Annotated in this window: 10 protein-coding genes; 8 read left to right on the plus strand and 2 right to left on the minus strand. The window is 55.7% G+C overall.

Annotation, left to right across the window (positions count from 1 at the left end):
* The first annotated feature begins 11 nt into the window (after positions 1-11).
* Positions 12-584 carry a DMP19 family protein gene (locus tag WFJ73_RS23945; protein ID WP_336775471.1) on the plus strand — a complete coding sequence of 191 codons (573 nt, stop codon included), beginning with the start codon at positions 12-14 and terminating at the stop codon, positions 582-584.
* 74 nt (positions 585-658) lie between these two features.
* Here WFJ73_RS23945 and WFJ73_RS23950 read toward each other — a convergent pair whose 3' ends face one another.
* Positions 659-1,333 (minus strand): hypothetical protein, encoded by a 675-nt coding sequence (locus WFJ73_RS23950; RefSeq protein WP_336775472.1) that lies wholly within the window; start codon positions 1,331-1,333, stop codon positions 659-661.
* Positions 1,334-1,353: 20 nt separating this feature from the next.
* On the minus strand, positions 1,354-2,238 hold the full coding sequence (locus tag WFJ73_RS23955; protein ID WP_336775473.1) for an alpha/beta hydrolase: 885 nt from the start codon (positions 2,236-2,238) through the stop codon (positions 1,354-1,356).
* A gap of 210 nt (positions 2,239-2,448) precedes the next feature.
* On the opposite strand from WFJ73_RS23955, the gene WFJ73_RS23960 reads away from it, so the two are divergent.
* From WFJ73_RS23960 to WFJ73_RS23990, 7 genes are all read left to right on the plus strand, one after another.
* Positions 2,449-4,278 carry a cache domain-containing sensor histidine kinase gene (locus WFJ73_RS23960; protein WP_336775474.1) on the plus strand — a complete coding sequence of 610 codons (1,830 nt, stop codon included), beginning with the start codon at positions 2,449-2,451 and terminating at the stop codon, positions 4,276-4,278.
* A complete protein-coding gene (locus WFJ73_RS23965; protein WP_336775475.1) occupies positions 4,271-5,809 on the plus strand; it encodes a response regulator transcription factor in 1,539 nt (512 codons plus the stop codon). The genes WFJ73_RS23960 and WFJ73_RS23965 overlap by 8 nt, the downstream gene beginning before the upstream one ends.
* Positions 5,810-5,960: 151 nt before the next feature.
* Entirely contained in the window at positions 5,961-7,460 is a 1,500-nt protein-coding gene (locus WFJ73_RS23970) for an ABC transporter substrate-binding protein (RefSeq protein WP_336775476.1), read from the plus strand.
* Positions 7,461-7,775: 315 nt separating this feature from the next.
* The gene (locus tag WFJ73_RS23975; protein WP_336775477.1) at positions 7,776-8,711 is read left to right on the plus strand and encodes an ABC transporter permease; all 936 of its coding nucleotides are present in this window, start codon (positions 7,776-7,778) and stop codon (positions 8,709-8,711) included.
* A gap of 18 nt (positions 8,712-8,729) precedes the next feature.
* Positions 8,730-9,644: a carbohydrate ABC transporter permease gene (locus WFJ73_RS23980; protein WP_336775478.1), complete on the plus strand. Its 915-nt coding sequence runs from the start codon at positions 8,730-8,732 to the stop codon at positions 9,642-9,644.
* Between the two features lie 155 nt (positions 9,645-9,799).
* Positions 9,800-11,125, plus strand: coding sequence for a glycoside hydrolase family 125 protein (locus WFJ73_RS23985; RefSeq protein ID WP_336775479.1), 1,326 nt, complete (start codon positions 9,800-9,802; stop codon positions 11,123-11,125).
* Entirely contained in the window at positions 11,118-14,231 is a 3,114-nt protein-coding gene (locus WFJ73_RS23990) for a beta-galactosidase (protein ID WP_336775480.1), read from the plus strand. Before WFJ73_RS23985 ends, WFJ73_RS23990 begins: the two co-directional genes overlap by 8 nt.
* Positions 14,232-14,249 lie beyond the last annotated feature (18 nt).

Raw genomic sequence — 14,249 nt, forward strand, 5'->3', positions numbered from 1 at the left:
GGAGGAGAAGTATGAGTAATCTTCATGCAATAGTGCAACAACTAGTACCTAATAAAGAACTTTTACACGGTATTTCTGCCAGTGATCTAATTGATCATGTTTGTACGAATAGGTACAACAAAGAAATCTATTACAAAAATGACAAAGAGGTGTTTAAGAAGCTTCCGGAGGTTCTTCAGGATATCATATTGCTTATTGATTTGGATACGGAATTAAATATGAATGGCATACTAGGTTTTGCTGAAAATTCAACAGGCCGATATTTGGACGAGACAATAAAAGCATTAGAGCGCGTTGGAGCCATTAATGATGCAAATGCTTTAATTGAAATAAAAGAGATTCTTAAAGAGTATGGTGCAAATACACACAAACTAAATGATGATCTACAGCATCTACAGCAATACGGAGTCCAAAACTTTGCGGAAACCCATCAAATTTTTGATGACGAATTTTACGACCGCATACAAAAAGCGGAAGAGAAGTTGTATGTTTACGCTAATCAAGGAAACATATTTGATAATTTAATAGCCTATATTGAAGTTAATAAAAAGGAATTAATTGATAAGATAGTTGTTTATTTGTAAAAGAACCTGCGGTATGGGGCGCACGAATAAAAGCCCGTCTCGCCTTGCGGCGAGACGGGCTTTTTGATCATGCCTTATTGCGCATCTTGCGTATCGTCCAAGACGTCGGGATACACGACCGTATTAAACACTTCCTTGGTGTCCGCATCCTTATAATGAATCGTAACTTTGTACTTATCTTGAGCAACGCCGCTGAACGCTTGATACATCATTGCGCTTACCCCGAGGCCAAGCCCGGCGAAAGCGTCGAAGCTGGATTCGAACGCTGCTTTGTCCACGGTTACGGTAAATTCGGAGAGCGCCTTGTTATGGTCGACGCTCTTGATCGATTGGAACGTCGTGCCGTCCGTTAATTTCTCCGTGTAGTCGAGAACGCCTTTTTCCGTTTCTTTCAGCATGTCGTTATAGACGGATTTGGACATTTTGTACGTGTACGAGCCGTCTGCGTTAGCCGTAACTTCCTTCACGCCTTTGCTCTTTACGTCCGCGATGATTTGATCGCTTGTTCGCTCATCGCCCTCGAAGAAGCTGGCGGGCAGCGTGAGCTCCGTGTTTAATAGCCCCTTGTCCACCTCGATCTGACCGCCGTCCGTTTTCGTGTCCGCGTTGCTCGAATTTACCGGAGCTGCTGCCGTTCCTGCGTTCGCGGAAGCGTTGTTCCCTGCCCTGGCTTCGTTCTTATCCGCGCCGTTCGAGCAGCCTGCGAGCAGCAAAGCGGCGAGCGCGGTAAGCGCTATAGCTTTTTTCATGTTCTCTATCCCTCCCTATTCTACCTATATCGGTTGGATACGGATGGGATATTAGGATTTAGCTTCCTTTTTATGGCTGCAGCAAGCCAACGGTAAACTTCAGGGAACAGCTTGCTCCACGTGCCTTCGTTGTGCTCTCCGCCGGGAATGAGATCGAATCGTGCGCGGCTTTCCGGAACCCCGGCTGCTATGATCGTCTGATGGGCCAGCGTAACGTGCTCGCCCGCGAGTTTGTTAAAGTCGGTATTGTCGGTTTCCAGTTCTCCAATGCTTAGATAAACGCGCAGCGCGGGGGAGAGGTCCAACTGCCGGATCAATTGAATAATCGCTCCGTTGTCATGCCACATGACGAAGGAAATCCCGCCCACGCGGCCAAAAAGATCCTGATAGCGGATGGCGGTATACAGGGAGATGTAGGCGCCGAACGAGCTTCCGGCAATCATCGTATGCTCCGGTTCAGGGAGCGTCCGGTAATGGCTGTCGATATAGGGCTTGAGCGTCTCCGCCAGGAATGCGGCGTACCCTTCTCCTTGGCCTCCAAAGCCGTATTCGGCGTTAATCGTGAAGTTATACTCATTGTTGCGCTTGTCGCCGCCGTGATCAATGGCGACTACGATAGACTCGAATGCGGAATCCTCCAAAGCCATCTGCTCCAAAGTTTCGTCGACGCCCCATTCGCTGCCCCAGGATGTTGCTTGATTGAATACATTCTGGCCGTCGTGCATGTAGAGGACAGGGTAGCTGCGATCCCCTCTGTTATAGCTTTTCGGCAAATAAATCCAAACCCTGCGCTCCGTCTGCAGCTGCGGAATCGGGAATGCTTCGATAATGCGCACATCCCCGGTAATCGTGTGTGCAGCTTCGTCTGCAAGCACTTCTCTCCAAGGCAAAGGAACGTTATTCATAATAGGTGACTCTCCTGGTAAATGTATTTACGAAAATCTTAACGCGCGGACCTTCCGGAATGCAATGGACTTCATGTTTCTTCCGGTGGTATGATTTGTGCTGAAAATCGGACCTGTCGCAGGCAGCAGCCGGATTGAATAGGCGCGGCTCCGTGCTTAATGTTATAATGGCGGCAAATCCTAACTATCGACGAGAGAGGGCACGGACGTTTGAGATTCCGGAAAATCTACCGAAACTATATACAGAACAACCTGTTCGTCAAAGTCATTCTCGTCTTTGCGCTTATTGTGCATTTGACGATCATCACGCTCTCGTATCTGCTCTTCGGTCTCATATCCGATTCCATCGTGAAGAGCGAGCTGAACAATCAGAAGCAGGCCATGGAGCGGGTGAACCGCTACATGGAGCAGAAGTACGACTGGGTGCAGAACACGGTGCAGGACATCTACCGCAACAGCTTGCTCGCGAGCAATGCCTCTTACTTTCTGCGGCATTCCTACAGCGAATACGCGCAGTACATGCTCGACCAGAATTACGCGGGCGGCAATGAAAGCGCGGTCGATATTCTGAGCTATCTCGCAGACCGGATGGATGCCGATCCCGACATCCAGAATATCCTGCTGTACAGCACGGACATGCAGCAGCTGTACGCTTTCAATCGGAACGGCCCGCGACGGCTGTACACAACCAATCCAACCCGTTCGTACATTCCGGAGATCATGGCGGCGGAAGGGCCCGTGGCGGCAACGCCGAACATCTGGATCCGCGGGCTGATCGGCCAATGGAATTCGCAGTTGTATTCCATGCGCGTGCAAGTAAACGATAAGAATACGCTCAAAAATATCGGCCAGCTGCTCGTATACTTCGATTCCGGCATGGTGAACCGGTCGCTTGACCAGCAGCGGACGCCGCTGAAGGGAGAGATTCTGGTGCTGTCCCAGGACGGGCAGGTGCTGTCCGATTCCGCGAACCGATATTACGGACAGATCTTCCCGTACATGAAGCAAATCGGCTCCCTGAAGGAAACCGGCATGCTCGACGAGCCGTCTTACATCTCCACGCTGACGCAAAACGCAGCCGGTTATTTCGTCGTTGGCATTACGCCCAAGAGCGTGATGGAGGAGGCGTACGCGGGTCTCAAGCGGACGATCATTCTAATCAGTACGATCTGCATCGTTGTCGCGGTCATTATTCCGTCCATCGTAATCGTCAACATTTCCCGGCGAACTAACCGGATCGTGCACTTCATGCGGAAGGTGGAGGGGGGCAATCTCACCGCCCGCCTGCAGGACGCCCGTGAAGACGAGCTCGGGCAGATCTCTCAGAGCTTTAACGAGATGCTCGACGAGCTGGGCCGGCATATCGACCGGGAATACAAGGCGGAACTTAGGCATAAGCAGACCGAGCTTGCCGCTCTACAGGCCAGGATAAATCCCCATTTCCTGTACAACACGCTGGAGGTCATCCGTATGCGGGCAATGTCCCAGGGCGCGGTAGACGTAGGGGAGATGATTTACAGTCTCGCCGCGCTGTTCCGCAACTCGGTCAGCGCGAAGGCGGAGAACACGCTGGGCGAGGAGCTCGAGATGTGCAGGCTGTACCTGGAGCTGTTCCGGATCCGTTACAAAGACAAATTCGCCTACGAAGTCGAATGCGACGAGGAGCTGCTGCGGGTTCCGGTTGCAAAGCTTCTGCTGCAGCCAATCGTGGAGAACTATATCGTGCACGGGATGGATTCCAGGCGCAAGAATAACCGTCTGACTATCGAGGCAACGCAAGAGCACGGCCTGATCCGGGTCCGGGTACGCGACAACGGCAAAGGCATCGAGCCGGAGCAGCTTGCGACCATTATGCGGCGGCTGAAGATGCCGGAAACCGAGGAGCAGCAGTCCTTCGGGCTGCGCAGCGTGCACGAGCGGATTGAACTCGTGCACGGCCCCGGCTACGGGCTAAGCATGGAAAGCACGCCCGGGAAGGGGACATCGGTAACGGTGACCTGGCCCGCGGCTGAACAACAGGAGGAAGCTGGCGATGTATAAAGTATTGCTTGTGGATGACGAACCGTTTATCACGGAAGGCCTGAGTGACGCCGTCGATTGGTCCGCCTTCGGCCTGGAGGTTGTCGGCAGCGCCGAAGACGGCGAGGAAGCGCTGGAGCGTCTGCGCGAGCTGCCGGTCGACTTGCTCATCACCGACATCTCGATGCCGATCATGACCGGGCTTGAACTGATCCGCAAGGCGCGGGAGCTGCAGCCGCGATTGAAGGTGATCATCCTGAGCGGATTCAACGAATTCAATTATCTCAAGGAAGGCATGCGCCTTGGCATCGAGAACTACCTGCTCAAGCCGATTAACTTCGGGGAGCTGGAGGCAACGCTGACGGATACGGTAAGGAAGCTGGAGGCGGACAGGCCGGAAAAGCCGCTCGGAGAAGACGAGGTCGGCATCCTGCGTGACAACGTCATGACAAGGTGGGTAAACGGACGGATCGCGTTGCCTGAGCTGACGGAGCGGACGGCCCTCCTTGGCATCGATCTCTCGAAGCCGTATGCGGCGGTGGCGATCATTCGTTTTCGCCCTAAACAGGGTGTCGCGGATTACGGCCCCGACGACTGCATAGCGGATCTCTTAGCCGAGGAGGCGGAAGGCTTGTCTATTGTTCCCTTTCTCAACGATGAAGGCGAGTTGGCCGCCGTCTGCTGCATAAACGAGGGCAATCGGAATCAAGCTAAGGTAACGGAAGCCTTGGAAAGAGCGGCGGATAAATGGGAAAACAGACAGCTTGGCCCGCAGATCGCGCTCGGCGGGATCGTGGCGACGGCCGATGCCGCAGCAAGCTACGTAGAGGCACGTAAAGCGCAGCAGTTTTTCCTGGTGCGGCATGACCGGCATTTGCTCGATTATACGGACATTTCCGCGGAAACGGCTGCTCTTCCTTCGGGATTATTCGAATGGGAGGCTTATGCCAAGCCTATCCTCGCCAAGGACAAGGCCGAGCTGGCGGAAGTTATCGAACGCGATTTCGCGGCTATACGAATGGCGGAGAGCTTGCATCCCATACGGGCGAGAGGCGCCGCCATCGAGCTCATGATCCTGATGAAGATCGAAGTCGACAAGCTTGGACGCGCGGATGCCGCGGAGGTATTCCAAGGCGCGCTCGACCAAGCGGTGACCGCGGCGACGCTCGAAGGCGTAGAGAATGCCGTGCGCACGGCAGCTTTCTTCGCAGCCGATTCGTTTTCCGGGGAGGACATGAGTCCAGTGATCAAGCAGGCGCTGCGTTACATCCACGAGCACTACGCGGAGGCGCTGACGCTCAAGTCGCTTGGGCTGCAGTTCCACATTCACCCCAATTACCTCGGGCAGCTCTTCAACAAGCAGACGGGGGATACGTTTACGGATTACCTGAATAAATTTCGTATCGAAAAAGCGAAGGAACTGCTGGCGGACAGCCGGCTTAAGGTGAACGAGATCGCAAGACAGGTCGGGTACTGGGAGACAGGCTACTTCTACAAGCAGTTCAAGAAGCATGTCGGGATGGTGCCGGGCGATTTTAAGGAGCTGCTGTGACGCTAAGGCGTCATTCGCGGTTCCTTTCTTTATTTTGTACACTTATTCTTTGTTTTCTATTATTTTTGAAAATGTTTTCATCTTCTAAGATGAAGTAGCAAGAAGTCGCGACTACTGAATTTGCTACACAGACAAAAGGGAGGCAACACCAATGGGAATCCGTAAAAAGGCATCAATCGGCCTGACATCCGCGATGGCCGTCATGCTCTTGCTGAGCGCATGCGGAAGCAACGGCGGCAACACGGCCGCAAGCAACAACACATCTTCTTCAGGCAACTCGGGCAGCAACGCCAAACCGGTTGAATTGAACTGGTACACAATCGGCACACCGCAGAAAGACGTCGACAAAGTCATGGAAGCGGTTAGCGAATACACGAAAGAAAAAATCGGCGCAACAGTCAAAATGACAATGATCGACTGGGGCGATTATAACCAGAAGATGCAGGTACTGACGGCTTCCGGCGCGGACATGGACATCATGTTCACCGCTGCATGGGCATTCGATTACGTGCAAAACGCGCGTAAAGGGGCTTTCGCTCCAATCGATGATCTGCTGACGCAATACGGCAAAGGCATTACCGACACGCTGAACCCTGCCTTCCTTAACGGTTCCAAAGTCGACGGCAAAAACTACGGCGTACCGGCAAACAAAGAGCTTCCGACATCCGAGGTATGGCGCTTCAACAAGAACATTCTTGACGAGAATAAGCTGAGCATCACGGACGTGCGCTCCCTGGAAAGCCTGGAGCCGCTGCTCAAGACAGTTAAACAAAACAACCCGGACGTGACGCCGCTGCAAGTGGACAAGACCTTCACGCCGTACATTCCATATGACTACCTGATCGAGAAATTCCCGCTGGCCGTGAAGCTCGACGACACCAGCTATAAAATCGTAAACGTATTCGAAACGCCTGAAATGAAGCAAGCGCTCGAAACGATGCACAAATACTACCTTGCCGGCTACGTTCCGACGGAAGCCGCGACGCTGGAATCGTCCTCGGACGTTCAGGCGACAGGCAAATGGTTCGCTGACAAGGCGACGACGCAACCGTTCGCGGACAACGTATGGTCGACCAGCTACGGCTACCCAATCGTTTCCACTCCGATGAGCGACGCGCTGATCTACAACCAGTCGGTCATGGGTTCCATGCAAGCTATCTCCGCGAACTCGAAGCATAAAGAGAAAGCGATGGAATTCCTGAACCTGCTGAACACCGATCCGGTTCTTCGCAACATGGTTGACTCCGGCATCGAAGGCACGCACTACAAAGTAACCGACGGCGACTACATGGAGAATCTTCCTGAGTCCAAGAACTACGACATGCCAACGTTCGCGCTCGGCAATATTATGATCACTCACCTGAACCCGGGCGATCCTGCCGACAAATGGGAACAGTTCAAGAAATACAACGATGCAGGCAAACCTGCCGCCTTGCTCGGCTTCAACTTCGATCCGACGAAAGTGTCGAGCGAGATCGCAGCCGTGCAAAACGCGAAGGAATCCTTCTGGGCGCCGCTCATGACGGGTACCGTCGATCCGGAAAAATATTTGCCGCAAGCGATCAAAAAGCTGAATGACGCGGGTCTTGGCAAAATCATGGCCGAAGCGCAAACGCAGCTCGACGCTTGGAAAGCTACGCAAGGCAAGTAATCATTTATAGCACCGAAGGGCGAATGTTCGGCATTCGCCCTTTTATACAAAAAGAGAGAAACGAACGGGATAGGACATCCCGTACGTTGTTTCTCGTTCTAAGGGATGAAACTTGCGCCGCTGCCAATGGACGGCATCAGCCGTTTCATCTTGAATTCTAAGAGTCTATAAGTGTTTTCTTATAAACATGGCTTAGAATTCTCCGGATTGAAACGCGCCACCCCGCCTAAGGACGGGGAAGCCGTTTCACCTTGGGACGAATTGCCGCAGGCCCTTGGCGCTGCAAACCGACTTCTCTTGGAAAGGGTGAACCCCATGAAGGCCTTTGGGCGTTTCTTCAAAGACATCAATCGAAATAAAGCCCTGCTCCTGATGGTGCTTCCCGCAACCGTCTGGTTTCTTTTCTTCTCGTACCTGCCAATGCTCGGCACGGTAATTTCCTTCAAGGAATACCGCGTGCACGGCGGATTTCTCTCCAGCATCATCCACAGCCGCTGGGTCGGCTTCGATAATTTCAAGTTCCTGTTCAGCACAAACGATGCGTACGTCATCACTCGCAATACTTTGCTCTACAACATCGTGTTCATCATTATTGGTCTAGTTCTGGCAGTGGCCTTGGCCATCGTCCTTTCCGAAATCGCAAACAAGCGGCTGGCGAAATGGTACCAGACGGGAATGTTCCTGCCTTACTTCCTGTCCTGGGTCATCGTCGGTTATTTCGCATATAGCTTCCTCAGCTTCGACCGCGGCGTGATGAACAAGATCGTCCTGGCGTTCGGCATGGATCCGCAGCAATGGTATTCGGAGCCGAAGTACTGGCCGTTCATCATCGTCATCGTGTTCCTATGGAAATCGCTCGGCTATAACAGCGTTGTCTATCTGGCCGCAATCATGGGCATCGACAAATCGCTGTACGAGGCGGCGATGATCGACGGCGCGAACAAATGGCAGCAGATCCGCAACGTCACGCTGCCGATGCTGGCTCCTCTCATGACCATTTTGACCTTGCTGGCCATCGGCCGCATTTTCTACGCGGATTTCGGCTTGTTCTATCAAGTTACCCGCGATTCCGGCACGCTCTACAACGTCACGAACGTTATCGATACCTACGTGTACCGCGGCCTGAAAACGACCGGGGAGATCGGCATGAGTACCGCGGCTGGCCTGTACCAATCGTTCGTCGGCTTCGTACTCGTCATCACGTCCAACTGGATCGTCCGTCGCTTCAATAAGGACAACGCGTTATTTTAGGAAGAAAGGAGAATTATCATGGCATCCCTAAGGAAAACCAAGGACTTTCATCGGCTGACGCCGGCCTGGAACGTCATCTTCAACCTCATTGCCGGACTGTTCGCGCTGGCTTGCGTGTTTCCGTTTCTGCTCGTCATGGTTATCTCGTTCACGGACGAGAAGACGCTTGCGCTGGACGGGTATTCGTTATTCCCGAAAAAATGGAGCACCGACGCCTACAGCTACCTGTTCAAGGCGGGCGACCAACTATTGCGCTCCTACGGCGTAACGATTCTCGTTACGGTCGTCGGCACGGTGATCAGCTTGGTACTCATCTCGCTCTTCGCCTACGCGATCTCTCGCAAAGGGTTCAAATACCGTAAATTTTTCTCGTTCCTGGCCTTCTTCACGATGCTGTTCAACGGCGGGCTTGTACCGACCTACATCGTGACGACAAAGCTGCTCGGCATCGGGAACTCCCTGTGGGCGCTCATTCTGCCGCTCGCGGTTAATGCCTTCTATATCATGATCATGCGCACGTTCTTCTCGACCATGATCCCGGACGCCATTATCGAATCCGGCAAGATCGACGGCGCCGGCGAGTTCGGCATTTTCTTCCGGCTCATCGTTCCGCTTGCGCTGCCGGGCCTCGCGACAATCGCGCTGTTCAACGTGCTTGGCTACTGGAACGACTGGTTCAACGCCCTGCTGTACATCGAGAATCCCGACTTGGTACCGCTGCAATCGATGCTGATGCGGATCGAGAACAGCATGCAGTTCATTCTCGCCAACAGCAACAACGCCTCCTTGGGGACGGCCGTACTGCAATCGATGCCGCAGGATACGTCGCGGATGGCGATGGTGGTCCTGGCGACCGGGCCGATCGTGCTCGCGTATCCGTTCTTCCAGCGCTATTTCGTGCAAGGCCTGACGGTTGGCGCCGTGAAGGAGTAATGCCCTTAAGCCTAGAAGGTTAACGGAGCGAAAAATAAACCGCATTACGTACATTTCACACCGCAAGCGGCCCGCGGCGCGGACAACCGCCGACGGGCCGTTTTTGCGGTTCGCATAAGCAACGCGATAAAGTAACGACAAAGGGGAAAACAACCATGGAACAATTTAGATTGCCCAAAATCGATATGCCTAACCTGCCGCTGCCGCAATCCGTGCAAGCGGTACTGGCGGAGGCGGAGACGCGCCTTGCGCACCGTCCGAAGCTGCTTCAGCTGTTCAAGAACTGTTTCCCGAATACGCTGGAAACAACGACGAAGCTGCTGGACGACGGTACAACGTTTGTCATTACGGGAGATATCCCCGCGATGTGGCTGCGCGATTCCGTGGAGCAGGTTATGCACTATGTTCCGTTTGCCAAGGACGACGCCGACCTCCAGCGGATTATCGGCGGCCTGATCAAGCTGCACATGCGCAACATCGTCATCGACCCGTACGCGAACGCGTTTAACGAGATGGCGAACGATTGGCACTGGAATACCGACGACAAGACGGACATGTCCCCTTGGGTATGGGAGCGCAAGTTCGAGCTCGATTCCATCTGCTTCTCGATGCGCCTCGCGTTCGCATATTGGAAGGAAACCGGCCGCGCCGACATCTTTGACGCGGACTTCAAGGTTGCGATGCGCGCCGCGGTCGACCTGTGGAAGCGGGAGCAGCACCATTTCGAGCGTTCGCCGTACCGCTTCGAGCGGGATAACGGCATCATGACCGATTCGCTCATGAATGATGGCATCGGTATGCCTGTCAACTACACGGGCATGATCTGGTCCGGCTTCCGTCCAAGCGACGACGCCTGCGATTTCCATTACAACATCCCGGACAACATGTTCGCGGTTGTCACGCTGCGCCAGATGCGCGAAATCGCCGAATTCGTCTTCCGCGACCTGTCGTTCGAGAAGGAAATGGCGAAGCTGGAGCGCGAGATCAATCACGGCATCCAGCTGTACGGTATCTACCGGCATCCGGAGTTCGGGCCGATCTACGCGTACGAGACGGACGGCTTCGGCAACTACTGTCTAATGGACGATGCAGGCACGCCGGGCTTGATCTCGATTCCGTACCTCGGCTACGTGGACGGAGACGATCCGATCTATCAGAATACTCGCCGTTTCGCCCTGAGCAAGGAAAACCCGTTCTACTACGAAGGCACGGCCGCGAAAGGCATCGGCAGCCCTCATACGCCTCCGGGTTATATCTGGCATATGGCCTTGTCCATGCAAGGGCTCACGGCCAAGACGAACGAGGAAATGCTCGACATGATCGCGGTATTGGAAGCGACGGACGCCGACACCGGCTTCATGCATGAAGGCTTCCATTCGGACGATCCTGCCGTATTCACGCGCAAATGGTTCGCCTGGTCCAACAGCTTGTTCTCTCAGTTAGTCTATAAAGCGATGAAAGCGGGACTCCTCGATGCTTAATTCGACGATTATTTTCTATGATGGCGCCTTTCCGGGCGCCTCTGCCATTGACGGAGCGGAACTGGAAAAGCTGCGGGGCGTCGGCGAGGTATACGGCGCCGATGCGCTGGCGGCAAGGCTGGAAGGAGCGGAAGGCGGCGTATTCGTGTCGCTGCACGCGCCTTATTTCCCGGTAGATGCATGGGAAGCGCTGCTCGGGTTTTTGAAACGCGGCGGCGGATTGATCAGCTTGGGTGGCGCGCCTTTCCGCGTGCCGGTCCGCAAAGTAGCGGGCGAGTGGCTTGCAGAGCCGGAGCAAACCGCGTATCACCGGCAGCTGCGCATTCATGAAATGCTGCCTGTGAAGGCGGAGCCCGTCCTGAAGCTGGCCGCTAGCGAAGAAATCCCTCTATTCAAGGGCAGAGAGGCGCTGCTTGACGCCAAGGATACGTGGAACCTCGTGCCGCATGTGACCAAATCAAGCGACCTGCCGCTGCAGATGGGGTCGGCGGGTCCGATGGACGCGCATATTTACCCCGTGCTGAAGGGCATTTCCGCCGAGGGGCGTGAAGTTGCCGCACCAGCCGTGCTGTGGGAGAACACGAAGGGCGATTTCGCCGGCGGACGCTGGCTTTTCGTCAACCTGCCGCTTGGCGCGGATTTCTTCGCGCGCGGCGGAGCAGAGGCGCTTGTGGCGTGGGCGGCGTTCTGCGCGGCCGGCGTAACCGAGCTGTGGCTGAAACCGGCTTATGCTTCCTACGAGCTGCATGAGCGGCCAATGCTGACGCTCCAAGCGCAGAAGCTGGGGCGAGGCTCGGTTGGCAAGACGAACTGGACGTTCGACATTAAAGTCAGCCGCGCGGAAGGATCAGGCGACGTGTCCACCTACTGGCACGAGGCTGAAGTCGGCCCCGAGCTGGAGCTGAAGCGCATTGCGCTGCTTGGCGACATCCAAGCGGGTTATTATCTTGTGGATTGCGTAGCCAAGTCCTCGGACGGAGAGACGCGCCTGCTTCGCCAAGGCTTCTGGGGTATGGACGCCGATTTGCTGAACACCGGCGGGCTGCTCGCGCGCGGCCGGGATTATTTCGAGAAGGATGGCCGGCCGATGCCAGTTGTCGGCATGACTTACATGACCTCGGACGTCGCGCGCAAGTTCTTGTTCCTGCCGAACGTATCGGTATGGGATCGCGATATGGCGCAAATGCGCAAAGCGGGCATTAACTGGATCCGCACGGGCATCTGGACGGCATACCGCAATATCATGCAGGTGGACGGGCATGCGTCCGAAGAAGTGCTGCGCTCGATCGACGCGTTCTTCATGACCGCGAAGCGGCACGGCCTGCAGGTGACGTTTACGTTCTTCTCCTTTACGCCGGAGACGTGGGAAGGCACGAACCCGTACCTCGATCCGCGCAGCGTGGAAGCGCAGAAGCGGTTCATCCGTTCCATCGTCAGCCGTCACCGCGGGACGACCAACGTGGATTGGGACCTGATCAACGAGCCATCGATGTTCGATCCGCCGCGGATCTTCTCCGACGGTCCGCGCTCGAGCCGCGACCGGTTCGAGAAAGCGGCTTACGCGGAATGGCTGGCGGAGCGCCACGGCACCATCGAGAAGCTTCGAGAGCGCTGGGGCATGACCCCGGGCGAGCTGCCGGATTTCGCGTCAGCTGTCATACCGGAGCCGGAGGACATCAACTTCGACGTGCAGGATATGCACCAAGGCAAAAGGGGTACGCGTTGGCTGGATTACGCATTGTTCTCGATGGATATGCATAGCCGCTGGGCGAAGCAGCTCGTCGACGCAATCAAGGAAAGCAATCCGTCGCAGCTCGTGACGGTTGGCCAGGACGAAGCGCTTGGCGCGCAGCGTCCTTCGCCGTTCTTTTACGGGGAAGAGGTCGATTATACGACTGTGCATTCCTGGTGGCTGAACGACCATCTGCTATGGGACGGCATCTTCGCGAAGACGGCCGACAAGCCAAACGTCGTGCAGGAGACGGGGATCATGTACGTGGAAACGCCGGCCGGATTCGCGAAGCGGTCCGAGGAAGAGCTGCGGGCGATGCTGGAGCGCAAGTACGCGTACGCCTTCGCGGCAGGCGGAGCCGGAGCCGTGCAGTGGATCTGGAACACCAACTTCTACATGGACAACGCGAACGAATCCCATATCGGCGCGCTGCGGGCCGACGGAACCGAGAAGCCGGAGGCGGACGTCTCTTACCGATTCGGCAGCTTCATGGAGCGGATCCGCGATCTGTTCCGGGACCGCGAGCTGGAGGATGTCGCCGCCGTATTCCCGTACTCCAACGACTTCTCGAACCGCAAGCTGGCATTCGACGCGACGACGCGCCTGACGCGCGTGCTCGGCTACGAGCTAAAGACGCCGTTCCGCGGCGTGTCGGAATACCATCTGGACGCGCTTGAAGCGGCGCCGGCCAAGCTGATCATCGTGCCGTCCGCGCATAACTTCGCCGACGAGGCCTTCGCGCGGCTGCTGGACATCGTGGACAGGACGGCTGCCACTCTCTTGTTCACGGGTCCGCTCGGGCTTGACGCCTACTGGCGGGAAGCGGACCGGCTGTCGGATACATTCGGCCAGCGGAAGCCGGCTAACGTCGTTCGCGAAGAACGGCTCGCGATCGGAGACAAGGGGTATCCGGTATCGTACGGTCACCGGAGAATCGCCGAAGTGTTCAAGGAAGCCGGTTACGGCGCCGCTGCGGGAGCGGATCAGGTCATGGAAGCAGCTTACGGACAAGGACGCCTGATCTGGTGTCCGCTGCCGGTGGAGCTGAACGAACGCGCCGAGCCGGTCGCGGCGCTTTATGCGCATGCACTGGAGGTATCGGGCGCGCGCCGCGAATTGGAATGGCTGAAGGGCGGCGACCTGGCCGGCGTGTACGGCCGGGGTCTTCGCTTCAGGGACGGCGAGCTCTTCGTGTTCGTATCCGAATACGCGCATGACGCGAAGATCGAAGTGAAGTCCGCCGCGACGGGAACGACGTATTCGTTCGTGCTGGAGAGGGAGCGCGCGGTATTGTTTGCCGTCGACCGGACCGGCCGAGTGACGGAGGTTTATCGCCCGGACGAAGTGGAAGTGTTGGCGCTGCCGGCCGAATAAGGCTTGAAATCGAAAGGA

It is taken from the genome of Paenibacillus sp. MMO-58, from assembly GCF_037146255.1.
In the GTDB taxonomy this organism is placed as follows: Bacteria; Bacillota; Bacilli; order Paenibacillales; family Paenibacillaceae; genus Pristimantibacillus.